Source organism: Microcoleus sp. T3_D1, assembly GCF_036700405.1.
Taxonomy (GTDB): Bacteria; Cyanobacteriota; Cyanobacteriia; order Cyanobacteriales; family Microcoleaceae; genus Microcoleus.
On the sequence record NZ_JAUBOV010000096.1, the window covers coordinates 1 to 24,890 of the forward strand.

General features: G+C 47.1%; 26 protein-coding genes and 1 pseudogene. 16 read left to right on the forward strand and 11 right to left on the reverse strand.

Annotated features, from left to right (window positions below; genetic code table 11):
* The 4 genes and pseudogenes from QT992_RS29120 to QT992_RS29135 form a co-directional block, all read left to right on the forward strand.
* Nucleotides 1–201: pseudogene (locus QT992_RS29120) on the forward strand (photosystem II q(b) protein); the annotation flags it as partial.
* A gap of 384 nt (nucleotides 202–585) precedes the next feature.
* Nucleotides 586–1,854: a precorrin-6y C5,15-methyltransferase (decarboxylating) subunit CbiE gene (gene cbiE / locus QT992_RS29125; RefSeq protein WP_333341298.1), complete on the forward strand. Its 1,269-nt coding sequence runs from the start codon at nucleotides 586–588 to the stop codon at nucleotides 1,852–1,854.
* A 170-nt stretch (nucleotides 1,855–2,024) separates the two neighbouring features.
* A complete protein-coding gene (locus tag QT992_RS29130) occupies nucleotides 2,025–2,369 on the forward strand; it encodes a hypothetical protein (RefSeq protein ID WP_333314281.1) in 345 nt (114 codons plus the stop codon).
* Between the two features lie 4 nt (nucleotides 2,370–2,373).
* Nucleotides 2,374–2,763: a hypothetical protein gene (locus tag QT992_RS29135; protein ID WP_333341295.1), complete on the forward strand. Its 390-nt coding sequence runs from the start codon at nucleotides 2,374–2,376 to the stop codon at nucleotides 2,761–2,763.
* An 18-nt stretch (nucleotides 2,764–2,781) separates the two neighbouring features.
* Here QT992_RS29135 and QT992_RS29140 read toward each other — a convergent pair whose 3' ends face one another.
* The 6 genes from QT992_RS29140 to QT992_RS29160 all read right to left on the reverse strand — a co-directional run bounded on the left by QT992_RS29140 (nucleotide 2,782) and on the right by QT992_RS29160 (nucleotide 5,380).
* Complete coding sequence (locus QT992_RS29140) at nucleotides 2,782–3,027, reverse strand: hypothetical protein (protein WP_333314285.1); 246 nt, start codon at nucleotides 3,025–3,027, stop codon at nucleotides 2,782–2,784.
* Nucleotides 3,028–3,111: 84 nt separating this feature from the next.
* On the reverse strand, nucleotides 3,112–3,498 hold the full coding sequence (locus QT992_RS29145; protein ID WP_333314287.1) for a type II toxin-antitoxin system VapC family toxin: 387 nt from the start codon (nucleotides 3,496–3,498) through the stop codon (nucleotides 3,112–3,114).
* Nucleotides 3,495–3,722 carry a type II toxin-antitoxin system VapB family antitoxin gene (vapB, locus tag QT992_RS29150; protein ID WP_333341292.1) on the reverse strand — a complete coding sequence of 76 codons (228 nt, stop codon included), beginning with the start codon at nucleotides 3,720–3,722 and terminating at the stop codon, nucleotides 3,495–3,497. Before vapB ends, QT992_RS29145 begins: the two co-directional genes overlap by 4 nt.
* A gap of 68 nt (nucleotides 3,723–3,790) precedes the next feature.
* Entirely contained in the window at nucleotides 3,791–4,099 is a 309-nt protein-coding gene (locus QT992_RS29155) for an XRE family transcriptional regulator (RefSeq protein WP_333148242.1), read from the reverse strand.
* On the reverse strand, nucleotides 4,096–4,290 hold the full coding sequence (locus QT992_RS33790; RefSeq protein ID WP_333341289.1) for a type II toxin-antitoxin system RelE/ParE family toxin: 195 nt from the start codon (nucleotides 4,288–4,290) through the stop codon (nucleotides 4,096–4,098). Before QT992_RS33790 ends, QT992_RS29155 begins: the two co-directional genes overlap by 4 nt.
* Nucleotides 4,256–5,380, reverse strand: a complete 1,125-nt coding sequence (locus QT992_RS29160) for an RNA-guided endonuclease TnpB family protein (RefSeq protein ID WP_333341287.1) — start codon at nucleotides 5,378–5,380, stop codon at nucleotides 4,256–4,258. Before QT992_RS29160 ends, QT992_RS33790 begins: the two co-directional genes overlap by 35 nt.
* Before the next feature lie 41 nt (nucleotides 5,381–5,421).
* On the opposite strand from QT992_RS29160, the gene QT992_RS29165 reads away from it, so the two are divergent.
* Nucleotides 5,422–5,562, forward strand: coding sequence for a hypothetical protein (locus QT992_RS29165; protein ID WP_333301139.1), 141 nt, complete (start codon nucleotides 5,422–5,424; stop codon nucleotides 5,560–5,562).
* 85 nt (nucleotides 5,563–5,647) lie between these two features.
* Here the strand turns inward: QT992_RS29165 and QT992_RS29170 are convergent, their stop codons facing one another.
* Complete coding sequence (locus QT992_RS29170) at nucleotides 5,648–9,040, reverse strand: DNA methyltransferase (protein WP_333341284.1); 3,393 nt, start codon at nucleotides 9,038–9,040, stop codon at nucleotides 5,648–5,650.
* Nucleotides 9,041–9,094: 54 nt separating this feature from the next.
* On the opposite strand from QT992_RS29170, the gene QT992_RS29175 reads away from it, so the two are divergent.
* Nucleotides 9,095–9,595 (forward strand): RusA family crossover junction endodeoxyribonuclease, encoded by a 501-nt coding sequence (locus QT992_RS29175; protein ID WP_333314294.1) that lies wholly within the window; start codon nucleotides 9,095–9,097, stop codon nucleotides 9,593–9,595.
* Nucleotides 9,596–10,001: 406 nt separating this feature from the next.
* Nucleotides 10,002–10,676: a hypothetical protein gene (locus tag QT992_RS29180; protein ID WP_333314296.1), complete on the forward strand. Its 675-nt coding sequence runs from the start codon at nucleotides 10,002–10,004 to the stop codon at nucleotides 10,674–10,676.
* Nucleotides 10,677–10,745: 69 nt separating this feature from the next.
* Here the strand turns inward: QT992_RS29180 and cphA are convergent, their stop codons facing one another.
* Nucleotides 10,746–13,466, reverse strand: a complete 2,721-nt coding sequence (cphA, locus tag QT992_RS29185) for a cyanophycin synthetase (RefSeq protein WP_333341277.1) — start codon at nucleotides 13,464–13,466, stop codon at nucleotides 10,746–10,748.
* 337 nt (nucleotides 13,467–13,803) lie between these two features.
* Nucleotides 13,804–14,697, reverse strand: a complete 894-nt coding sequence (locus QT992_RS29190; RefSeq protein ID WP_333041076.1) for a cyanophycinase — start codon at nucleotides 14,695–14,697, stop codon at nucleotides 13,804–13,806.
* A gap of 332 nt (nucleotides 14,698–15,029) precedes the next feature.
* Here QT992_RS29190 and trmD point away from each other — a divergent pair, with 332 nt between their 5' ends.
* From trmD to larB, 6 genes are all read left to right on the forward strand, one after another.
* Nucleotides 15,030–15,725 (forward strand): tRNA (guanosine(37)-N1)-methyltransferase TrmD, encoded by a 696-nt coding sequence (gene trmD, locus QT992_RS29195; protein ID WP_333341274.1) that lies wholly within the window; start codon nucleotides 15,030–15,032, stop codon nucleotides 15,723–15,725.
* 523 nt (nucleotides 15,726–16,248) lie between these two features.
* Entirely contained in the window at nucleotides 16,249–16,728 is a 480-nt protein-coding gene (ispF, locus tag QT992_RS29200) for a 2-C-methyl-D-erythritol 2,4-cyclodiphosphate synthase (RefSeq protein ID WP_333341301.1), read from the forward strand.
* A gap of 67 nt (nucleotides 16,729–16,795) precedes the next feature.
* On the forward strand, nucleotides 16,796–17,344 hold the full coding sequence (locus tag QT992_RS29205; protein WP_333341271.1) for a hypothetical protein: 549 nt from the start codon (nucleotides 16,796–16,798) through the stop codon (nucleotides 17,342–17,344).
* Nucleotides 17,322–17,894 (forward strand): PIN domain-containing protein, encoded by a 573-nt coding sequence (locus tag QT992_RS29210; protein WP_333341268.1) that lies wholly within the window; start codon nucleotides 17,322–17,324, stop codon nucleotides 17,892–17,894. Before QT992_RS29205 ends, QT992_RS29210 begins: the two co-directional genes overlap by 23 nt.
* Before the next feature lie 40 nt (nucleotides 17,895–17,934).
* Nucleotides 17,935–19,695, forward strand: coding sequence for an ABC transporter substrate-binding protein (locus QT992_RS29215; protein ID WP_333341266.1), 1,761 nt, complete (start codon nucleotides 17,935–17,937; stop codon nucleotides 19,693–19,695).
* Nucleotides 19,696–19,764: 69 nt separating this feature from the next.
* Complete coding sequence (larB, locus tag QT992_RS29220; protein WP_333341263.1) at nucleotides 19,765–20,568, forward strand: nickel pincer cofactor biosynthesis protein LarB; 804 nt, start codon at nucleotides 19,765–19,767, stop codon at nucleotides 20,566–20,568.
* 444 nt (nucleotides 20,569–21,012) lie between these two features.
* On the opposite strand, the gene QT992_RS29225 is transcribed toward larB, so the two are convergent.
* Nucleotides 21,013–21,624, reverse strand: coding sequence for a hypothetical protein (locus tag QT992_RS29225; protein ID WP_333341260.1), 612 nt, complete (start codon nucleotides 21,622–21,624; stop codon nucleotides 21,013–21,015).
* A gap of 326 nt (nucleotides 21,625–21,950) precedes the next feature.
* Between QT992_RS29225 and QT992_RS29230 the strand changes: the two genes are divergently transcribed.
* The 3 genes from QT992_RS29230 (at nucleotide 21,951) to QT992_RS29240 (ending at nucleotide 23,638) form a co-directional block, all read left to right on the forward strand.
* Nucleotides 21,951–22,163, forward strand: coding sequence for a high light inducible protein (locus QT992_RS29230; protein ID WP_190659021.1), 213 nt, complete (start codon nucleotides 21,951–21,953; stop codon nucleotides 22,161–22,163).
* 143 nt (nucleotides 22,164–22,306) lie between these two features.
* Nucleotides 22,307–22,846, forward strand: coding sequence for a photosystem II reaction center PsbP (gene psbP / locus QT992_RS29235; RefSeq protein WP_333071361.1), 540 nt, complete (start codon nucleotides 22,307–22,309; stop codon nucleotides 22,844–22,846).
* 141 nt (nucleotides 22,847–22,987) lie between these two features.
* Nucleotides 22,988–23,638, forward strand: coding sequence for a nucleoside triphosphate pyrophosphatase (locus tag QT992_RS29240; RefSeq protein WP_333341257.1), 651 nt, complete (start codon nucleotides 22,988–22,990; stop codon nucleotides 23,636–23,638).
* Between the two features lie 91 nt (nucleotides 23,639–23,729).
* On the opposite strand, the gene QT992_RS29245 is transcribed toward QT992_RS29240, so the two are convergent.
* A complete protein-coding gene (locus QT992_RS29245; protein ID WP_333341254.1) occupies nucleotides 23,730–24,644 on the reverse strand; it encodes a calcium-binding protein in 915 nt (304 codons plus the stop codon).
* Between the last annotated feature and the right edge of the window lie 246 nt (nucleotides 24,645–24,890).

Sequence of the window (24,890 nt, forward strand, 5' to 3'; positions counted from 1 at the left end):
TTCAACTTGAACGGTTTCAACTTCAACCAATCGATTATCGACTCGCAAGGTCGTGTTATCAATACTTGGGCTGATGTCATCAACCGCGCTAACTTGGGTATGGAAGTAATGCACGAGCGCAATGCTCACAACTTCCCGCTTGACTTGGCTGCTGGTGAAACAACTCCCGTAGCTTTGGTTGCTCCTTCTATCAATGGCTAAGTTTTAGTTTTTGATTAACAAAAAGCGCTCCTAGAAATAGGGGCGCTTTTTGTTTGGGGAAAAATATTTAGAGACTTTATTAGGATATCTCGTCCGGTAAAATAACCGTTATAACTCACATCTTGTACCATTATTAATAACCGTTTCACGGGCGGGCAGGATGCCCAACCCCTACTCCCCACAAGAAGAAATATACTCTTTGTGGAACAGGCAAGATGCCTATTATTGAAAATTGTGCAAGATGTCAGTTATAAATTTTGTAGTCAATAATTCAGTCCCACAGAGTTTTATGAGGAATGAATTCCTCACTCTAAATCAATTTTATTCGGGTTGTTCTAGCGGAAATAATGTGATTAACAACTAATAACTAATAACTAATGAGTGATGACTATTGAGTTTGATGATTCCGATGCAGCCGGAAACGAGATTAGCAGTAAGGATTCAATGCACAAATGGCTTTCGGTGGTGGGGATTGGCGAAGACGGACTTTCGGGATTGAGTGCGATCGCCTCTACCCTCCTCTCTCGATCTCAAATCGTTGTTGGTGGCGCCCGTCACCTAGCAATGCTACCAAGCGACGACAGCCGCGAAAAATTGCTCTGGGCATCGCCTTTGCAGACAACAGTTGACGACATCCTCCGTCGCCGGGGACAGTCTGTGTGCGTACTAGCAAGCGGCGATCCGATGTGTCACGGCATCGGCGTCACGCTGTCGCGCCAGATTCCCATTTCGGAAATGACTGTGATTCCGGCAGCATCGGCTTTTAGCCTTGCTTGCGCCCGTTTGGGTTGGCCACTAGCCCAGGTTGAGACTTTCAGTTTGACAAATCGCCCGATCGCATCGATCGCCCTTGCTTTCTCGCCAGGGGCGCGCTTGCTGGTGTTGAGCGCTGACAGGCACACGCCGGGAAAGGTTGCCCAATTGTTGACGCAGCGGGGGTTTGGCAGCAGTTTGATGACCGTGTTCGAGCGGATGGGAGCGGGAGCGGAACGGCGGATCGAGAGGGTAGCAGCAGCCTGGAATGCAGTGGATTTGGCGGATTTGAACACAATCGCGATCGCAGTTGCAGCCGATCGACCAACTGTGATTTTCCCTCGTACCTCCGGTTTGGCGGATACTGCTTATCGCCACGACGGACAACTTACCAAGCGGGAGGTTAGAGCCGTTACTCTGTCAACGTTAGCACCGATTCCCGGAGAGTTGCTTTGGGATGTGGGGGCGGGCTGCGGTTCGATCGCGATCGAATGGATGCGGAGTCATCCTCGGTGCAGGGCGATCGCGATCGAACGCCATCCGACTCGATTGCAATACATCGCTGAAAATGCCTCGACTTTCGGTGTTCCCGAACTCGAAATCGTGGCGGGATCAGCGCCGGAAGCCCTGACAAACTTGCCTCAACCGGATGCTATTTTCATCGGCGGCGGTGTCACTGCAGAAGCTTTGCTGGAAACTTGCTGGAATGCTTTAGGTGAAGGCGGCCGATTAGTTGTTAATGCCGTGACAGTTGAGAGCGAGTTTAAAGTTTTGCAATGGCACGATCGTTATGGCGGGGAACTCATTAGAATTGGGATTCAGCGAGTAGGGGCGATCGGTTCTTTTCAGGGTTGGAAACCGCTTGCACCGGTGACTCAGTGGGCGGTTGTTAAGGGGTAATACCAATTCTGATTGGCTCGGAATGATTTAACCACAGAGTACGCAGAGAACACAGAGGAAGAGATGAGAGAGATGAATCATTCCGATTAAGAGTGGATTTGATGTAAAATGCGATCGATCTTTTTCTAATAAAGCTATAATCAATAATATCCTCTGGAATGAGAGTGATAATGCCAGACGAATCATCTGTAGATCCTTATTTAAATCGACTGTTTGAAGACTATTCCAACACTGAAGTTATCGAACTACAGCAATATCTGTCTGAATGGGATAGAGGAACTTATCGAACTGTGGCCCAAAGTGTGTTAGACCATTCACAAAGAAAAGGATTTGATCCACTCAAATATTTGCGTAAAGCACACAACTTCAACACCAGAGGTGCTGTAAGAGTTCCTCGCACGGGATCTCGGCAGGATGGAGCCGCTGTTTACCGAAAGGGCAATGAGTTTTTAATTGTGCGACCTGACCAGTATGGTGTTGAGAAAATCGTGACTTATGGCATTAATGAGGAATAGCGATATGGCACAAGTTCCGAACAAATTAGCGATTCAACAAGATATTATTGTGCAACTTTTGGCACAGTTGAGGGTTGACTATCAAAACACTAAATTAGAGCGCAAAGAGATATCTCAGAGGTATCTTGGTTCTGAGGAAGATTTTTCGTTTCTGGAGGCTCTGGAGTTAGTAACAGTAAGTATTCGCGGTTATGCTAGTCAGATTGAGGAGCGCGCAGAGGTTGAGAATCGCGAGCAAGCGATCGCAGACTTACATCAGCTTCGGGTGTTCGATCGTTCTGCGATCGCTCAGTTTTATGATGAGACGCGATCGGGCTATCTTCAAATGCGGTCTTATATCCGAATGCTAGACTATTTGCGGTTGCTGGTTTTGGAGTATTTGCAAATGGAATAGAGATCCAGATAAGTTAGTTTACCAGACACCGTAGCCACCTCGACGATCGGCAATTTCTTGCTCTAACTCAACTTCATTGAGGAGTTTCATACCGTTGGCGATCGCCCGTTGGCGAAGTTTCCACAAGGTTTGACCGAGTTGTGTTTTGGGGGTAAATTCAGGTGAAGATTTGAGCGCTAGAGCTTGGGTAAAGTGAAGGACTTTTGCGCGATCGGCGGGGGCAAGTTCGCGCCAGTATTGTAGGAGGATTTCTTGGGGAGGCATGGAAACTTTTTGGGAGTAATTATATAATTTATTTTACTCTTTTACAATCGATCTGGTCAATGCCATTGGCGATAATAATCTAGTTTATAACCATAGTCTTTGAACAGCATAAGCATCAAACACTTCATCACGGCTGACTAAAACTAAAGCATGATTAATGGATTGGGCAATTAAAATGCGATCGAATGGATCGCGATGGTGGAATGGTAGATTGCGAACCAGTACAGTATCCGCAAAGGAAATTGGCAGTAATAAGATGCCAGCAGCAGGTAACTGAGGTTCGATGTCTGCATAGTCTGCTTGCAGTGTCAATTTACCAATGCTGATTTTGATGGCAATTTCCCAAAGACTGGCAATACTCAAATAGACTATATCGGCGGCTTCAATCTGCTCCTTCAAGGTAACTGATAGGTTAGGAGCATTTTCTGAAAACCAAATAAAAGTGTGAGTATCGAGGAGCAATGCACTCATTCCATATACTCCTGCAAATCCTCTAATGGTGCATCAAAATCATCAGCAAGCGGTAAGACAAACGTGCCTTTCATCATCCCGGCTTGACGTTTCTTTTGAGGAGGATTTACGGCAACCTCATTATTTGCATATTTTGCAGCCAAGAATTCTACATAGTGCAAAACTTCCTGTTTCAGGGAATCTGGCAACTTGACCAGGGTTTCTAGGATGGTGGTTTCTAGCATTAGATAACCTCTTGCTGGATAAGCTCATGATAACAAGCGCAAAGCAAAACTTACCGATCTCTATCTCTCTAATCTCGCTCTAAGCTACCGGGCGGGCAAATTTCGATTTTGACAGTCATGCCTACTTGGTTTAGCATTGCGATCAGAGTATCAACCGAGAATTCCCCTATTTTACCTTGAGTTAGAGCTTTGATTTGGTCGTTTGACTGTTTGAGATGTTGAGCAGTTTGGTCGATCGTCCAACGGTGATGTTTAATCTGATGAAGCAGGGCGAGCATGAGTTGCGATCTGATTAGTAAGTTATCAGCTTCTTCTGCTGAAAATCCCAGATCGAGAAAGATATTATCGGTTGCTTGGGTAATAGTATTTTCACTCATGGTTCTGGTTCTCTTGAATTTAAACGATTTTGTAACAACTGTTGGTAGCGTTTCTGTCCAATTTCGATATTTTTCTTGGCTGTCTTCTGAGTTTTCTTTTGGAAAGCATGAAGAACTTGACATACTCCCCTGCCTAAAGGCGAAGGGATTCTAAGCTCAGACAGCAATTGCAGGCATAGCCTGTCTAACATCACCTAACTTAGCGGTTGATGCCCCAACCACACAAATATTTATCGCCGCGTTCTCGTCTCTGTCGTTCACCCTTTGACAGGACGGACAGCGCCATTCACGAACTGACAAATCCAACTCTTTCAGAACCTGTCCACAATGCGAGCAAGTCTTACTAGATGGATACCAACGGTCGATGAAAACTACTTCTTTTCCTTTCTTTTTGGCAACCCATTCGAGAATTTGGAGAAATTCGCCGAATGCAATGTCTGAAATTTTACGTCCCCAAAGTCGTTGCATTCCTTTTAGATTCAACGTCTCAAAGCACAGCACGTCGAACTTATCAGTTAGTTCGTGAGCCAATTTCCAGAACCAATCAGAGCGACGATTCACTACGGCTTCATGTTTGCGAACTAGATTAAGTCTTGCTCTTTCTCGGTTCGCTGAGCCTTTCCGTTTTTGGGAATGCTGACGATTTGCTTTCTTAATAGCGTTAAGGGACTGTTTCAGGAATTGCGGTGATTCGATTTTTGTTCCATCTGAGCAGGTGAGAAACGTTTTCAAGCCGAAATCAAAGCCAGCGATTCTACTCGTCTCGACTTTGGTTTCAGGTTCTTCAACGCTGTCAACGACCACAACCATAAATAGCTCTCCTAATGTCGTGCGTTTAATGGTTAACGTCTTAACCTTCCCTTCTCTCTCTCTGGAATTCCAATACTGATAAACGCGATTCCCAATCTTAATTCGATTGCCGCCTAATAATTTGTAGCCAGCTTGCTTGAGAGTGAACGATTTGTATCTGCGAACTTTCTTGAATCCGGGAGGTCTAACTCCTTTCTTGTGATGCTTAAAGAACAGTTGATAGGCTTTCTCAATGCGTTGACAGATATCCTGTACAGCCTGAGATCCAACCTGTTGCCAGAATGCTTTACGCTTTCTGAGTTTGGCGATATGACTTTGAAGTTTGCTGCAATTCAAGTGCTTACCCCACATCCGGTAGTACCGTTTGTGAAGTGCAATGCAATGGTTATAAATCACTCCGGCAGCATTGATACTTTGCTTGAGGTGTTTATTTTGGTTGCTTTGATATAGCTTGAACTTCAATGTTTTCATGCTAACTATGATAACATAATAGGTAGCAATTGGGTAGCCAAATGGTCAGAGAAAGATTAAGTATTCGCATTGTCGTGAGTCGGCTAGAGAAGTTGCGGAGAATTGCCAAACAGAAAGAAAAAACAATGACCCAACTTGTAGAAGACTGGATTGATAAACTTAAAGAGGAAAAGCCGTCCTAGAAGGACGGGGCTTTAAACCCAGTTTTCCGGTAAGGGCGATCGCCTTCAAACCCCCTAGCGTAAGCTACAAGTTTTTGCAATTCCATCAGGTTGGGAGATACCAATATTGCACGCCACCTTCATTATGACTGAGCAAAATCCCCAAATCTTCCAAGCTTTCTAGACAGTCGAGAATGACTTTTTGTTTGCGGCTGGCTGCTTTGAAATGGGCGGTGACTTGGGCGGCTGTCCATTCGCCGCTTTGGGTGCGGAATAAGTCGCGGATGGCCCAAAGTTGCTCTTTGAGGGTTTTGGGGAAGGGTTGTTGTTCCGTGGGGGCGATCGAGGTTTCGGTTTCGGTGGTGATACCTGCAAGGGATGGTTGCACGTAGGTTTCGCCTGGGGCTTGGTAGTCGGGACGCAGCCAGCGAATCAGTCCGTTGCGTTCTTCTTGGGCGCGTTGGGCGTTGAGGGTGACGAGGTTTTCCAGGATTTGGTCGTCGGTGAGGGTGGGTTCCCAACCATAGGTGGCAAATACGGCGGCATCGAGTTCGTCGTGGATTTGTTTGAGGGTGGAGACGAGGGCTTTTTGGTTGAAGGCTTTGTCTTTGTCGTTGAGGGGTTCGCCTTGGCGGAGTTTTTCGAGGAGGTTGTACATCCCGGTGATGGTGACTTCGGGGTGAGTGGTTTGGACTCGTTTGCGGTGGCTGTCGAGGCGTTCTCCGAGTTCTCGGATGGTTTGTTTTTGGGTGTCCGTGGGGTCGGGGAAGGGGAAAGGGTCGAAGCAAGTAGTTTTTGAGTAAACAGGGCGATCCTCTAAAGTACCACCTGCAATAAGTGCCCACGTAAGATGTACACTGCTAGATAAAACTCCTAAATAATAAGCATCATCTGAAGCAATGACAGCGAGTTTTACATCGGGTAATATATCTTCAGCAAGAAAAGTGAATACACGGTGTTTTGCTGTTTCAACGGTGGCAATATAACGCTCAAGACCTTCAATAGCTTTGCGTAACTGGGATCTTGGTTCAGCAAAAATCCACCAGCTATCTCGATAAGCTTTTCTCTTCTGAACTGCTCTAAATGGAAAAACTTCATCCCTAATTCGTTGATAAATTCTTGGATAAAAATCTTGAACCTGTTTCTCAGTTAACCCATATAAATCAACTACTTTAAGGCTTCGGGGTTTATCAGTAATATCTTTACCTTTGTAGAGAAGTTTGATTATTTTTTTTGCATCTGGTTCTAAGTGAAGCAGTAGCTTGAGTTCCTCGGCAGACAGGAAGAAACCTTCACCAAGTATTGTTACTCCCTTATTGCACACACCTAGGTTTGAAGCTAATGGAGCAACCTCGGAAGAGTTAAATCCAACCCTCAAATTAGAATAAATACATCCTTTTTTTTCTTTAAAAATAACATCATTCATCCCTTCTTTATTGAAGCATTCATATATAATTTTGGCAAGTAAACCCTCTTTGATGCCAGCAACAGCAACCGTCATTGCAATTCTTACTGCTGCACCATCATCGCTAATGACCCAAGGATGATCGGAAATTGCAAAAATAATAGAAATTTGATTCAGATACTTATCTAAAACTCTGCGGTTAAATATTTGCGTGATACTATTAGTTGTAATAAAGCCAAATGATTGAAGTTTTCCTTGCGTAAGAAGATAAGCAGCTTTATTCCACCAAAACATCACAAAATCACAGGCTGTGAGTGAATCGATATAAACTTTTCTTAGAGAACTAACATATTCATCTCCTAATATGTTATTCATACGCTTATCTACTATAAATGGAGGATTACTCACAACATAATCTGCCTCCTGCCACTCTGCGGGGCGTGCATTAATATACCGATAAATGGGAATCTGATCGCTCGCATCGGGAATATCTTCTCCCGTCACCGGACTCTTCATCATCCGTCCGCCCCAGCGAGTTCTCACCTTCCCCGCCGCATCCACATCCGGTGCCCTCCCGTCATAGGCCAACACCGCATCCCGGCATTCAATATTGTTGTACTCCCGCAGCACCGGTTCGATCGGCGGAATGGCGCCAAACCGCCGAAAATGCCACTGCAAATACCCAATCCAAATCACCAAATCCGCGATCGCCGCCGCCCTAGGATTGATCTCAATTCCCAAAAACTGACTCGGATTAACTTGAGCAATATCTAACCGCAACTGCGCCGATCCGGTGACATCCTCCAAGCGCCGCAACACCTCCGATTCCAACCCTTTCAACAAATCCAACGTCACATAAAGGAAATTACCCGATCCGCACGCCGGATCGAGAATCTTCACCTGTTGTAACTCCGTCAGAAATGCTTCTAAAACTGAGCTCGCCTTTTTCCTTTGATTTGCAGTCGGTTCCGATTCCCCCGCGTTGAGCAACTGTTTAACCTCCGCTTGTACCGCAATCCAGCGATCGCCCAAAGGTTCCATCACCACAGGCTTTACCAACCGTTCCACATACGATCGCGGCGTATAATGAGCCCCCAACTTACTCCGTTCCCTCGAATCCAGCGCCCTTTCCAACAACGTCCCAAAAATCGCCGGTTCCACATTGCACCAATCCCGCTTCGCCGCCTGCAACAAAACTTCCAACTGCGCCTTTGTCAGCGCAAACGCCTGCGACTCGGCAAACAATCCGCCATTAAACCGCAACAGTTTGCCATGAAAGCCAAAACTCGTTCCCTCATTCATCGCCTCCCACAGCGCCTCTACCTCCGGCTTAAACGTCTTCGGATTGAGAATCCATCGCGTTTCCAGCGCCTGCGTAAACAAATGTTCTTTCAACAACCCCACATCCTCAGCAAACATGGTGAAAATACAGCGCATCAAAAACTGGGCGACTTGCTGCGGATCGACATTCGCCTCCATCCGCTTCGCCAACTCTGCCAAATCCGCCGCCACTTCCCGCGTCACCCGCGCCGCAATTTTCTCTGGATTGCGCTGCTGCGGATTGCTAAAAATATCGACAAACAAATCGAAAACATCGGCTTTCTGCAACTCAATTAGCCCAATTTCTCGCCGCGCCCCATAGCCGCCATAATCGCCGCTAAACCCCATCCATAATTCAAAATGATCGCCAATATCGCAAGTTAACAAAAACGGCGGTTTGCTGCTGAGACTGCGGGTATAGGCAACTGCCTGCACAAACGCTTTTTCCATCTCTCGCAAATAGGTATTTGTCCCCCGCTTGGCCGTTCCCTTTTTGCTCGTTGTTCCGCCCTGTTTTGCCTCGATTAAAAAATGCTCGGCTTTGTAAAAGTCAATAAACCCCGGAGTTACTTTGCCGCTGGGGTGAAAAATTTTGACATCTTTATCAAAGCAGTAGGGATCGTTGGGAATTCTGCCTTTATCAAAAGGGCGATCGACTCCCAGCGCCTCGCACATTTCCGCAAAAAACAACTGGTAGTTTGCCCGTTCGTTACCGCTAGAACCTGCCCAGCGCGTGATGAATGTTTCGACTCGCGTGCGATCGGCCTCATTCATGCTTGAATCCCTGCTGCTTGCTTTTTCCTGATTCTATACTTCGATCGGTTTGAATTGGCGATTTATCTTGCGATTTTGGTTGGAAACTCCTGGCACCGATTACCCAGTGGGCGGCAGTTAAGAGGTAAAATAATCCCCAATCTTCTATTTAGAAACACTTTGGCGAGATTTGAGTTCATAGTAGATGGCCCACCAGTATCACAACAAGCTCGTAGGCGAGCTCTTCTTAAAGCTTGGAAAGTGACAGTGAGGCAAGAGGCTGAAAAATACTGGTCTTCGGAGCAGAAAACAGCTACTGGCCTAGTGATGCTTCAGATAACTTATTTCTACGATTCTGTTAAAATCGATGTAGACAACATAGTAAAGCCAATTCAAGATGCAATTATCGGGCTAGCCTATGTCGATGACGATCAAGTAACTGATGTTCTAGTCCGCAAGAGGAATTTATCAACTAACTTTAAAGTAGAAAATATGACCTCGATTCTAGCGGAAGGATTTGCCCGTGGTAGTCAGGAACCTCAGCCTAAAGGCATGAGGCTTGAAGGAGAAATCTAACAAGCCGTTCTGACGGGCCTTGCGTCTTAACTGGCTACGTTTTTTGAGTCACGACACCGGGAGAATGCGAAGCTAGTTCCCTGCTCTGTCGCTGGTAGTTAAACAGTCTTAAGGTCACTGAGACAGTGCTACGGGCCTAACAAGCTCATTAAACCTTGGCGAAGCTAACTTTACCCCGCAAGGGAGGCTCGAAAGAGCAAAACACTATGCGTACAGGGCTCTTAAGTTTGAGGCGGTAATTGTCCCGTTGAAAGTGCAACACAAAAGCACACTCCCGCCAACCAGTCCCAAGGCGGTAGTAAATCAAAAATGTAAAGCCGTCCTAAAAGGACGGGGTTTCTACCCATTTTTCTGATGAATTCTTGCACATTGTCGTAATTGATGCTCCTGACAAAGAGGTACTGACATGATCGCAACCCCAAGTGCAAACATAGAAAGAGAGCAACTGCTGAAACTAGCAGAGGAGTATCGTGAGAAAGGTTATGAAATTTCATTTCATCCAAACTCTGAAGATTTACCGGACTTCCTTAAAAGCTATCGCCCGGATCTGATAGTGCGCCGGGGCGAAGAATCGGTGGTTATTGCAGTCAAGTCACGCGCTTCACTCAAGTCACCCTCTACTACATATCTACGTAATTTAGCCCAAGCAGTAGCAGAAAATCCCGGCTGGAGGTTTGAGTTAGTGATGACTAACTCGGAGGATGCAGTCGATATTTCCCAAGCTGAGGATTCTTTTCAAGAGCATGAAATAGAGTTGGGTTTGCAAGTCGCCAAGCAACTTGTAACACAACATCTAGAGTCAGCAATGCTATATTGTTGGTCTTTAGTTGAGGCAACTTTGAGGATTGTTGCCCATAAAGAAGAGCTAAGTTTGCAAAGATTAGAACCGCTGTATTTAGTGAAACAACTGACGGTTGAGGGCGTGATTTCTAAATCCGAATATCAGTTATTAATGAATGCGCTTTCTTTGCGGAACGCTATTGCTCATGGGTTTAAAACTACACAACTTACGCAAAATTCTGTGTGCGAACTGATTGAGGTAACAGAGAAAATATTGAAAGATAATACGGCGGTTGTCTAAAGCAAAAAGGTTGGGTTTCCTTTCGTTAACCCAACCTATTAATAATGTAATGAAATCAAACTTCAGAGTTTAGCCTTGATTCACCACAGTCGGTTTTAAACTTTCCTGTGACTTCGATCGATCTAAACTATTTTGAACTTCCACAGATTCCTTAATCGGTTTCCGGGCTTCAATTAAACTCAGAGCTTTGTTCACGCTTTCAGGTAAAATCACTACCAAACTGCCGGCCGGCGCCTCATCTAAAGCTTTGTTAACAGCCGTTGTTTCGTCGAGAATCAACTCGTATTCAACTTGAGATTTCTTTGCGGTTCCTGCAGAAATCGCCTCGGCAATTCCCTGGCAAATTAACTTTGCCACCGTACCGGGTTCTCGGCCGCGCCTGTCAATATCTTCTTTGACAATGATACGATCGAACATCTCGGCCGAAAGTTTGCCCAGCGTGACAAAATCTTCATCTCGTCGGTCTCCGGGCGCGCCGACTACCCCGATCCGCAGTCCCGGCCAATTCAGCACGAAACTGCCCAAAGCTTTGTAGCTGTGGGGGTTGTGGGCGTAGTCGAGTAAAGCGTGATAGCTGCCCAATTTAAACAAATTCATCCGTCCGGGAGTTTGACCCACCGATGCTTGGAAGCTTGACAAAGCAGCGCGAATATCTTCTATTTTCAATCCTTGGGCAAAAGCTGCCAAACAAGCTGCTAAAGCATTGGCAATCATAAACGGCGCGCGCCCGCCCATCGTCAGCGGCACGTTCACAGCCTGCTCAATTCTCAGCGTCCAATCGCCTTTTAAGATCGACAAGTACCCGTTTTCGTAAATCGCTGCCAGCCCGCCCGCCGCGGTATGTTTGGCAACCAGTTCGTTGTCCGGGTTCATGGAAAAATATGCAATTTGAGCCTTGACACGCTGCGCCATTTGTGATACGAGCGGGTCGTCTGCATTCAAAACTGCATAGCCTTTGGGCATTACCGACTCGACGAGGACGCTCTTGAGTTTGGCGAGCTGTTCCACGGTGTCGATGTCGCCAATGCCCAAGTGATCGGCTGCGACGTTCAAGACGACGCCGACATCGCACTGATCGAAGCCGAGGCCCGATCGCAAAATTCCGCCTCTGGCAGTTTCCAACACGGCCACTTCCACCGTCGGATCGGACAAAATCAATTGAGCACTCTGGGGCCCGGTATTGTCTCCGGTTTCTACCAAATAATCGCCGATGTAAGTGCCGTCGGTAGTTGTATAGCCGGTAATCTGACCTGTCTGCTTGACAATGTGGGCTAGCAGGCGAGTGGTTGTCGTTTTGCCGTTGGTTCCCGTTACCGCTAAAATTGGCACCCGGCTGGGTTGAGGTGAGGGGAAAAGCATATCGAAGACGGCGCCGGCGACGTTGCGGGGTAAACCTTGACTTGGGGCGACGTGCATTCTGAAACCCGGTGCTGCGTTGACTTCGACGATGACGCCGTTGACATCGCGCAGGGGTTGGGAGATGTCGGGAGTTACTACGTCAATGCCGGCGATGTCCAAACCGATAATTTTGGCGACTCTGGAAAACAGCCACACGTTTTCTGGGTGGATTTCGTCGGTACGATCGACTGCAATTCCACCGGTACTCAAGTTTGCTGTCGCGCGCAAAAATACTCTTTCGCCGGCGGGCACTACGGAGTCCATGGCGTATCCTTGTTTTTGCAGCAAATCCAGGGACAATTTGTCGATCGTGATCCGGGTGAGTACGTTGTCGTGTCCGTCTCCTCGCTGCGGGTCGCGGTTTACTTCTTCAATAAGCTGTTCTACTGTAGACTTGCCGTTGCCCACGACGTTAGCGGGGACTCGTTCTGCGACTGCTACGACTTGCCCGTTGACTACCAATACTCTGTGGTCGCGGCCGGTGTAATAGCGCTCGACAATGACGCTTTTTGTTTTTGATGCCGCGCTGGCTAAGTCGTAGCCTTCTTCTGCTGCTTCCCAGGAGTTGATGTCGATCGTAATGCCGCGGCCGTGGTTGCCGTCTAGGGGTTTGAGGACGATCGGATAACCGCCGACATCTTCGATCGCCCCGCGCAGTTCGTCCAAATAATGAATCACCGTTCCTCTGGGAACAGGCACGCCGGCGCTGCCGAGGATATTTTTGGTACCTTCCTTGTCGCAGGCCAGTTCTACCCCCAAAACTCCCGTGCGGTTGCTCAGAGTTGCCTGAATCCGCTTTTGGTGAACCCCGTAGCCGAGTTGAATCATAAACCGGGCGTTCAAAGGTATCCAAGGAATGCCGCGCGCTTCTGCTTCCTTGATCAGTGTTTCCGTGCTCGGCCCTAGTGCCGCCGACCCAGCAAACTCTCTCAGGTCTCTCAAATCTTGGACTAATTCTGCTGCTGGATAAGTGCCCGTATCGGCAATGCTTTGGCACATCCGCACGCCCGCCCGGGCTGCATAGCGACCTGCTTGTTCGTTTTGATACTCGATTACTACTTGGTAAATGCCTGGGGTCGCAGTCTCGCGGGTGCGACCGAACCCGACTGGCATTCCTGCCATTTCCTGAAGTTCTAGGGCGACGTGTTCGATTACGTGTCCCATCATTGTGCCTTCTCTGACCCGTTGCAGGAATCCTCCCTGATGGCCTGGAGAACAGTGATGGTCGTTCAAACTCGGAAGTGCGGCGATCAACCCTTCGTAGAATCCAGGAATTTCCGATGTGGTTTTATCTGCCCACTCCTCTAAATCCAGACGCATCAGGACGAGTTTCTGGCGTCGGATGCTCCAGTAGTTGGGGCCGCGTAAGGTCTGGATTTTAAGTATTTTCATGGCAGTTAGAGGGGTATGGGGCGCGAAATCTTATAGATAATTGGAGCATTTATTCAATTTCGATCTAGATTGCTCGATAGACTGTTCGCTGCGAACAGTTTGGGAGTGAATTTCCAGTTATGGGCTACCCAATTGAAAATTTATGCCCTGCGATCGGCTAAAAACAAGTACAGGTACATGGCTAGCAAAAACTCCAAGCCCGAAGCTAGAATTTTCTGTGGTTCGGCCTCCTGGGGTCAGACCGTGGCTGCTTCGGAATCTATTCTATTGTGGTATCCATGATTCGGCCGGAATGCCGCCTAATTTCTGCCGAATCAATGACAAGAGATGTTCTACGTTAGTTGGCTGTGCGGCATTCGGGGGGCCAGCCAGACTCGGAACACGCTCCCGATGGCATTGGTTTGCCTAGGGGCATATTGTAGCAATCTCCGTGACACAGGACGTGCAAGCGCATATTGAACAGGCTTAAGGGTTCTGTCGCTCCTACCATAGACTCATTGGTATAAAAATTTTCCCTAGAATCAACAATAGTCACAGTGCCTTTACCGAGAATTTTCATAGTATCGTCTCCCTCAAACAAGGCGCAGGTGTCTTCGTCAATACCAATAGCGAGGCGATCGGGATGGCAAGCCACAGCCGACAGCAAGCGAGCCATGCGGTTGCGGTTGTGAAAATGCTGATCTACGATGATCTCAGGAATAATGTTAAGTCCGTTTGCCATGTCTACTAAAGAGCGGTTCGGTGACGCACCACTCCCACCGCCGGCAATCATGTGATATCCCATCACCGCAGCACCCGCGCTGGTGCCAGCGAGGGTAATCTTGCCTTCGAGAGTTTCTTTGCGAATTTTCTCCATCAGCGGGGTGTCCGCCAGCAGCCCACAAAGCCGCAGTTGGTCGCCGCCTGTGATGAATACGCCCGTACAGTCTTCTAAGTAATCTTTCCAGACGGGGTTTTCGCCTTGTTCGCGTTCGCGGATGTCCACTACTTTGACTGCGCTAACGCCCATTTCGTCAAATATTGTGCGGTAGCGGTTGCTAATTCCTTCGGGATCTCGCGAAGCGCAGGGAACGATCGCCAGCCGAGCGTTTGCACCCCCAGCACGGCAAAAAAAGGTGTTCAGAATCTCTCGCCCGTGAACTTTGTCTTCGGCTCCCCCGATGACCATAATCGAGGTTTTTGTGCGCTGGGGAATATTGTGTTCAAGGGCTTGAGATGTCAACTGCTGCATGGTGTGTCTTCCTCTGTTGGATGTGAAATTCAATTTTGCCGTGGCTGTGCGTAGAATAGGGCTTTTTAAGAATAAATATTTGTTGGTGCGAGCGAGGTGCGATCGCCGAGCGCGCGATCCCGCAGTTGTTTGGGGGCGAGTTTACTTGCAGTCGCTGTCATGAAAAACAGATTATTTTTGTACAAAACCGGCCCGCCGACACAGGAAGAGACTTTAACTTGCCAAAATTTTCCGAAATTATAAGAAATTATAAAGAATAAAGCAATTACTGAAAACTGAACTCCCTCTAAGGGTCAAACTAGAGGTGATGTATCAATGAAATTCCAATAATTGTGCGATTTGACGTTGTTACCCTATTTCCAGAATTTTTCCGGGCTCCCCTGGAGTCGGGACTGATGGGCAAAGCCTTAGCTAAAAAGATTGCTGAGGTGAATTTTGTCAATCCCCGCGATTTTACCACAGACAAACACCAGCGAGTAGATGATGAGCCTTACGGGGGCGGAGTAGGGATGCTGATGAAGCCAGAACCGATTTTTGCTGCGGTGGAGTCGTTGCCGGTTTTGCCGCAGCGGGAGGTGATTTTGCTGACTCCCCAAGGGGAACCGATGCAGCAGGCGATGTTTCGGGAGTTGGCGGCCGATCGCGATCAGTTGGTGTTGATTTGCGGTCATTATGAGGGTGTGGACGATCGAGTGCTGCATTTGGTAACTCGCGAGGTGTCTTTGGGGGATTTTGTGCTCACGGGGGGCGAAATTCCAGCTTTGGCTTTGATTAATGGGGTTTTGCGATTGCTGCGGGGAACTGTGGCGAAGGAAGATTCGCTAAAGTTTGAGAGTTTTGAAGACGGACTTTTGGATTATCCGCAGTACACTCGACCGGCGGATTTTCGGGGATTGAAGGTGCCCGACGTGTTGCTGTCTGGTAATCACGCAGAAATTGCTCGCTGGCGCAGGGAACAGCAAATTGAAAGAACGCGCCAAAGGCGATCGGATTTGTACGATCGGTGGTTGCAGGAGAGGGAAGAATAGGAGAAAGGGCGATCGCACGAGTGGTCAATCGATTTTAGATTTTAGATTTTAGATTTTAGATTGACCCCACGGATAAATGCGGGGGCTTGAGGATTTTAGATTTTCGATTTTGGATTGATTCCACGGATAAATCACGTGGCGGGTATTATCAAGAAATTCGTGGTCAGAAACCGGGTTTTGTGCGGTAATACTTCGTAGTAGTCCACAGATTCGGTAAAAAACCCGGTTTCTTTGGTCTTGATGCGTCCAAAACCGTATATTTAAAAGCCTAATAAATTTTGGATTCGCGTTTGTAAGTCTTTGAGTTCAGGAGATCGATCGAGAAGTCCCCATAATTTTCTAGCGTTTCCAGCATTAACCCTTCTCTCCCCCCTCCAACAGATTTAGGATTGCCATAACTGGTGAGGAAAGCAGCAAAAAAAAATCTTTAACACTCGGATCTGCATTAAAAGATAAATTCACTTATCTCCCCGCAAATATGAAATAATTGTTTTTTGCTATACTTCGCAAACCTCAATTTTACATGAACATCCGCATCGGCAACGGCTACGACATTCACTGCTTAGTTCCAGAACGCCCCCTCATCCTAGGCGGTGTCAATATTCCTCACGAATTAGGATTACTCGGCCACAGCGACGCCGACGTACTTACTCACGCTATCATGGACGCGATGCTCGGAGCTCTCAGCTTAGGAGATATCGGTCTGTATTTCCCTCCCACTGACCCGAAATGGAAAGGTGCTGATAGTCTCGTATTGCTGGCACAAGTCAATCAGTTAATATTAGATAAAGGCTGGGAAATCGGCAATATTGATTCGGTGGTGGTAGCCGAACGTCCAAAGCTGAAACCGCATATTGGGCAAATGCGCGATCGGCTTTCTGCTGTCCTACAATTAAAACCAGACCAAATCGGCATCAAAGCCACCACCAACGAAAAGCTAGGCCCCGTGGGGAGAGAGGAAGGAATTGGAGCCTATGCTGTAGTTTTGTTGGGCAAAAAATAGAACTCTAGAATCTCTAATTGACTGTAAAGTTAATCTCAAATCCAACATCGCTAGGAAGCCTGAAATCATGGACACTGACACTTGGGAGTTACAATTACCCGTAGACGCGGATGTGATCGCGTTGGATAAGGACGATAACATAGTCGTGCTAATCGAGGTTAAAATTATTCAAGCTCAAGAACCAGCCGCGAAACAGAAAATTATCGATCGCGCGATCGATTGGCTGAAAGCTGTGTTAGCTAAGCTGTCTGAAAGAAACGCGATCGTTCCCTATGCTATGTTTATTGACGCGGAACAAATTTTGATTTTCAAATGGGATGGTGTGAATTTATCGGAGCCTGTTTGCACTCTAAATACTGGTGAAATATGTCGCTATTATATGCCGAATTTTGGCAGTCAATGGCTCTCTGAACGTACCCTTGGGGGGCTGATAGAATCGTGGCTGCATGACTTAGATTATAACTGGAAATCCGAAATTCCTCCAGCATCAGAACAGATATCAGCCATCGGTTTGCTGCCATTACTCGCAGGTGGAACAACAAAATCAGGAGTGGAATTAGGTGGCAATTATATATATCGAGACCAACTTTCTGATGAGTATTGCTACAGGGCGTGAGGCTGAAGCAATTATGTTGCTCAGAGATTTGTCCTCATCAGTTCAGTTAGTCATACCCAGCGTTTGTTATAGGTCGGCTTGGTCAGCTTTCGAGGACGAGTTGAAGCGACAAAACTCTTTTAAGGAACAGCTAAGCCGTCAAATTAGCGAAACAAAGCGAGATGTTACCTCTGAAAAGGTCGCATCTCTATCTCTTCACCTAGAAGAGTCATTAGTTTACTATCTCGAACGAATAGATGAAATTGAATTACGGTTGCGTGAAGCAATTTTTCTGATGTCATACAATGCCGAAATGATTGCATTAAATCCAGAGATTATTCAAGCAACTTTAAACACACCTATCATCAAAAAAGACCCAACAGACAATTTGATTCTACACAGTATCCTCAGTCATGCCCGATCGCATTCTACAGAAACCAAAGTATTTCTCAGCGGTAACGTCAAAGAATTTGGTCTACCGGAAGTTCAAGATGTTTTGCGAGAAGCCGGGATTACAAAGTATTTCGCTGTCACTAAAAACTTTCTCGGTTGGTTACAATCTCAGTCATAGTTGCACGCAGGTGGTAAACTAAAAAATTATGAAAATTTCTATGATGCTACATTCAAGACTGCGCTGGCTGGCGATTTTACTGGTGGCAATTGCCACTATAACTCTGTCTGCGTGCACTCCCGCCCGATCGAACTTAGTAAACAGACTCATCGTTCCCACCCCCAGCGGCCCAGCTACCTTTAACTACCCGCTAAATCAATCTGCATACAGCGTTTTTGGCTATATGTACGAGGGATTGATCAACGAAAACGGCTTGACATCGCAGCTAGAACCCGGTTTAGCTGAGTCCTGGGAAGTTTCTAAAGATGGCAAAAAGATTGTCTTCACCCTGCGAGAGGGGTTGAAATGGTCGGACGGCGAACCGATGACTACTGATGACATTATCTTCAGCTATGAAAAGATTTATTTCAATGACAAAATTCCTAGCGGTTTGAAAGATACTCTGAGAGTTGGGATGAGTCGCGAATTCCCAAAAGTTAAAAAAATTGACAGCCGCCGCGTTGAATTTTCCGTTGCAGAACCCTTTGCTCCATTTATTAGATATGCTGGGGGAATCCCAATTTTACCAGCTCATATTTTACGGGAAGCTGTCGAAAATACAGATGCAGACGGCAATCCTAAATTCCTGACTACTTGGGCCACGGATACTGACCCTAAAAAAATTGTCGGCAACGGTCAATACCGAATGCTGAGTTATACTCCTAATCAGCGCGTTGTTTTGGAACGAAATCCGTATTTTTGGCGCCAAGATGCTGAGGGAAATGTCCAGCCTTACATCCAGCAAATTGTTTGGCAAATTATCGAAAATACTGACAATCAACTGCTGAATTTTCGATCGGGCGATTTGGATACTTTGAACGTGGAACCGGAAGTGTTTCCCCTGCTGAAACGGGAGGAAAAACGCGGCAAATATACGGTCTTTAACGGCGGGCCGGATACTGGCAGCGTGTTTATGTGTTTCAATCTGAATAAGGGGCGCAATGCTCAAGATCAGCCGTTTGTAGACCCAATTAAGTCTCGGTGGTTCGCGACGAAGGAATTTCGGCAGGCGATCGCCTACGGCATCAACCGATCCGCCATGACTAACAATATCTATCGCGGACTGGGCGCGCCGCTGCATTCCCCAATTCCGGCGCAAAGTCCGTTCTACCTGTCCCCAGAACAGGGATTGAAAACTTACAGTTACGATCGGCAAAAAGCCAAAGATTTACTGTTAAGTGCTGGTTTCAAGTATAATAGTAACGACGAATTGTTGGATGCTGATGGCAACAAGGTGCGATTTACTTTGTTGATGGCAGCAGGTAAAAAAGTTCGGGAACAAATGGCAACGCAAATTAAGCAAGATTTGGGCAAACTGGGGATGCAAATTGATACGCAGTTCCTGAGTTTTAACACTTATGTGGAAAAGCTGCGTCTGACGCGGGATTGGGATACTTACCTCGGCGGTTTTACGGGAGGTACTGAACCGCACAGCGGCTACAATATTTGGTCTGTTAACGGTACGCTGCACAGTTTCAACCAGGGCCCGCAAGCCGGAGAACCGCCGATTAAGGGTTGGAAAGTTGACGACTGGGAGCAGAAAATCGATGACCTTTACGTGAAAGCTTCCCAGGAGCTTGATGAGGCGAAGCGCAAGGAAATTTATGGGGAGACGCAGCAGATTATAGCAGAACAAGTGCCGTTTATCTATATGGTGAATCCGCTGACTTTTGAGGCGGTACGCGATCGCGTTTCGGGAATTCGCTACAGTGCCCTCGGCGGTGCTTTCTGGAATTTGTACGAGCTGAAAATAACAGAATAGTCAGTAGTCAGCAGTCATTAGTCATTAGTCATTAGTCATTAGTCAGCAGTCATTAGCAGTCATTAATTAATGGAACCTAAAATTTTACAGAAGTTACTCGAATCTGTCGCTGCCGGCGATATTAGCCCGATCGCCGCTTTGGATAAATTAAAGCATTTTGACTTTGAACAAGTCGGCGATTTTGCCAAAATTGACCACCACCGCACTTTAAGAACTGGTTTTCCTGAAGTAATTTGGGGCCCAGGGAAAACGCCCGACCAAATTATTGAAATTATCGAGGCGATGCGCGGGCGAAATTCGGCGGTGATGGCGACACGAATCGAACCGGAAGTTTTCGAGCAATTGCAACAAAAAATACCCGATTTGTGCTACTACCAAAAGGCTCGAATTTGTGCAATTACTCCTAATTCCCCAACTTCGCAGCATCCGGGTACTGTGACTATTATCAGTGCGGGAACGGCGGATTTGCCTGTAGCCGAAGAGGCGGCAATTACTGCGGAACTTTGCGGTTTTCAGGTGCGACGTTTGTGGGATGTCGGAGTTGCCGGCATTCACCGCTTGCTGAGCAACCGGCACGTTATTGCCGATGCTGATGTGTTGATTACGGTTGCGGGTATGGAAGGTGCTTTGGCCAGTGTGGTTGCGGGTTTGGCTGATTGTCCGGTGATTGCTGTGCCGACGAGTGTGGGTTACGGCGCGAGTTTTGGCGGGATTGCTCCTCTTTTAACTATGCTCAATTCTTGTGCAGCGGGCGTGGGTGTGGTGAATATTGATAACGGATTTGGGGCGGCGATTTTAGCTTGTCAAATTCTGAGAACTGCTGGCAGAGTGGGGAGAATCGGAGAGGGGGAGACTCGGAGAGAGGGAGAATAGTTACAAACCCCCTCTATCAGATAAGACTAAGGCCAACTGCCACAGGACGATCGATTTTTAGGGTGCATCTTGCACCATTCTCAAGAACAGGCAAGATGCCTGTTCCACAAAGAGTGAGTTTTCTTGTGGGGAGTAGGGGTTGGGCAGGAGAGCCCGCGCAAGATGCCTGTTCCACAAAGAGTGAGTTTTCTTGTGGGGAGTAGGGGTTGGGCATCCTGCCCGCCCGTAAAAAACCTAATTGAAAATGGTGCAACATCTCAGGTGCGTCAGACTCCGTTATTGAAATATTCTTGAAGATTTCGGGTAGTAGAGCACCTTACTATATATGCCAGTGGCGTCTAGGACTGCCAGACTCGGAGGTTGAAACCCCGTCTAAACTTGCCTCTGGTCCCGGCAGAGGGCGACTAAAAAATACAGGAGGTATGATTAAAGCCGGGTTTGATATTACTTGCTTGCGAGCCAATTCGGATAACCAGAGGAATCCTCAGCTTTTAACTTTTGCCCCTGATAACTCTTGCTGACCCAAGTAGCTACTGTTTGCAAGGTTTCCGTCAATAAACTTTCGGAACCGAACGCTTCAAATCCTACAGTCCACCACGGACTGCCGTTAATGTTCAATTGAGTAATTTCGACGGTGCAGCCTTGAGGAATTGGGGCTTCTACTGGCACTGACATCACCGCACCGGACTCCGAAAGGTGGTAAAGGCGCAGGGATCTTTTTTTCTTAACTCCTACCCACTTTCCTGTCGCTATAATATCCGCCGACACCGGCGCCATCGTGTCGGCACATACCCACTTCAGCCACTTTTCGGCTTTGCCTTCCGAGCGGTTGCCGAACTGCATCGCCCCCAACTCTCCCTGCCGCCACTTTACCTCCAAGGTTTTCCCACGTAGCTTCACTCCCAAGTAGTCGCAGCTTGGTACTAGCAAATATATGTCTTCCCGCTCTTCAGGAGGCGAAAGATACCCGCCGAGACTCTCGCTTCCAAACCATTGATTGATTGATTTTGGCAGTGCACCGCTATAAAACCACCGCATTTCCAGACTGGCCCGCATAAATTTTTCCTCCGTTCCACAATTTTCGTCAAACCCAGACTGGATTTGCCATACACCATCGACTTTTGTGCCTCTCCACTCTATCCTCCCCCCTCCGGGGCCCAGAGTCTACCCACCGTCATACCATTTTAGATTTTAGATTTTAGATTTTAGATTTGGGAAAGACTGACTATATAAGGGTTTAGAGCTTGCCTACAGTTGCATTTTTTTTATAAACTGGTGTCAGATCGGGGTATTTTAAAAAAATTTCTCACAATCCTTTACATATCTTCACAAGTCTGTTACATTTAGTTACAGTACACTAAAAACCATTTAGGAAAAAAAACATGAGTAACAGAGGCTTAATGCTGGACGACCAAGGCAAAATGAACAATTTTGCGATCGAGCCGCAAGTATACGTCGATGACGAACCCCGCACCGGCTTTACCCCCTACGCCGAACGCTTAAACGGCCGCCTTGCCATGATTGGCTTTGTTTCTCTCTTGGCTTTAGAAGTTTCGACCAAGCACGGGCTGATTAGCTGGCTGACTCACCTGTAATGATTTTGTTAACAATTAAACTATCTGGCTATGGATCGCTGGCGTTACATAAACAGCGATTCATAGCTTAACTATTTTTAGGGCCAAGGTTTGGTGAGACAATTAAAATTAAATATTTTTGTTTTACTCTACCCGTAAAAAGAATGCTCAAACGAATTGCGGCAATACTTCTGGTGGTTCTAAGCCTCACCTTGACCGGTTGTGTGTCTAAAGTCACCGGGCTCAAAAGCTACGTTGATACTGGCGATGGCTATCAATTTCTCTATCCTAACGGCTGGCTGCCGATCGCGGTTTCTAACGGGCCCGATGTGGTGCTCCGCGATTTGATTCAGCAAACTGAGAACGTCAGCGTGGTAATCAGTCCAGTCGCCAAGGACAAAACTCTGGCGGATTTGGGAACGCCGACGGATGTGGGATACAAGCTCAGCAAAAGTGCGATCGCCCCGGCTGATTCCGGCCGCGAAGCTGAATTAGTCAATGCAGAAGCTCGTGAATCGCGATCGAAAAACTATTACATTTTAGAATACGCCGTTAAGTTGCCAAACCAAGAACGGCACAACTTAGCGAGTGTAGCCGTCAGCCGCGGCAAACTTTTTACGCTTAACGTTTCCACTACCGAAGAACGCTGGCCCAAGGTAAAAGAAGCTTTTGAGAAAGTTGTTAAATCTTTCTCTGTTTATTAGGGCATGGGGCATGGGGCATGGGGCATGGGGCATGGGGCATGGGGCATGGGGCATGGGTCATGGGGCATTTGTTAGCTGCTACGAATAACAACAGTTAACTGTCAACAGTCAACTGTCAACGGTCAACTAACTTCTTAACTTATGAAAATTCCAACTTTTGTATTAGCTTCAGCTTCTCCAGCGCGCCGCCGCCTGCTAGAAAATGCCGGCATTCAAGCTGTGATTTGCCCCAGCGACTTTGATGAAGGGCAAATACAAATGAAAGATGCCACTAATTTAGTGCAGGTTTTAGCAGAGGGAAAAGCTGAGGCTGTAGCTAAGTTTTTACTGGCTAATTCTCACCCCCAAATCCCCAATCCCAAAGCGTGTTTGGTGTTGGGATGCGATTCAATTTTGCTCATAGATGGCGAAATTCACGGCAAACCCAAGGATGCGGAAGAAGCAATCTCGCGCTGGCAGAAAATGCGCGGTAAGGTGGGCGAACTGTATACGGGTCATGCTTTGATTGATACTAGATTCGATGACTTTGATCAGGCCAAGTCGCGATCGATCATTAGCCGCTGTCAAGTTACAAAAGTTCATTTTGCGGAAGTTACCTCGCGCCAAATTGCAGCCTACGTCGCTACCGGAGAGCCCCTCGCCTGTGCAGGCTGTTTTGCACTGGAAGGTAAAGGCGGCTTTTTTGTGGAAAAAATCGAAGGATGTCACACAAATGTGATCGGTTTGAGCTTACCTCTGCTGCGGCAAATGCTCACCGAAATGGGATATGATGTGGCCGATTTCTGGTCTTGAAATCCAGAATTGGGAAACGAATGAAATGGTTTGTAGTCAGGGCTTTAGAGCCTCTCTCAGGACTCAAGTGCTTACTACAAACCTATGAGGATTATCCTAGAGCGATCGCCCCATCCGATACAGATATAAACTGAAGTTGATCCGGCGAAACATCCTTCACCAAACCCAAGATATTGCCACTGCTAGCTTCCCGAATCACCGTCGCCTTAGTATTTAACACTCTAAAATCAGCAGTGCGAGGAATTCCCGGAGGAAAAGGCCCGCTGCTATCGTAATCTCTGGCATCACCAATTGTTAAAAACCTTTCGCTCAAAACAATATCATTTCGCGTCAATCCTCCCGTCAATCCAATTACATCACCTTCAGCCGGATTGTAATCGAGAATAAAATCTGCAGGCACTTCATCTACATCAAAATTGCCACTAGGAGGCGGTTGAAGCGAACCAATTTCCCCCGAAGTTGCTCCCACTTCTCTGCGGAGAACAAACAAATCTGCGCCTTCACTTCCCCAAAGTCTATCAATTCCAGCATCACCGATTATAGTATCATTTCCACTATCTCCTACTAAAGCATCATTCCCTTTACCGCCCCGCATAAAGTCATTGGCCGTGCCTCCATAAACGTAGTCATCACCTTGATCTCCGCTGACAAAATCGCTGGCACATTCTCCATAAAGAATGTCAAAATCTTGGCCGCCGCGAATAGTATCGCTGCCACAACCTCCGATTAAAGTATCTGTGCCGCTGTTACCGTTCATCAGTTCCGCACCACCTGAACCTCTGACAAAATCGTTACCAGCTAAGGCCCGCAAACCTCCGGGAGTATTCCGCAGAATTCCATTTGCTAATTGAAATGCGTCGTCATTGGAAGTTAAGTCAAAAAAGTTGGGGTCGCTGGCTGGATTTGGCAATGGCCCTGTGAGTAATTTGGTGTTTGGGGGATCAGCAATAATTGGGTCTGAATTTTCAGCTAATGCTCTAATTTCTCCGAGATTTGTTTCTAACATCCTAAGTTTCTCCTTTTTTGATTGACTTTGTTGACATTCTGATTTTAACAAAGGTTCCAATTAAGAAATCTGCGGGAATCTGGGGTGAAAACAATCAAATTAGTGTCAAACTTGCCGGAGGTGTTTATTCAACAAGCCTAGGTTATTGACACCGGGAGCATCTCATATTTGTTAGAGTCGATAGGAGCGTTACCACTCCTACCTCTCCTTCAGAACCGGACGTGCGACTTTCACCGCATCCGGCTC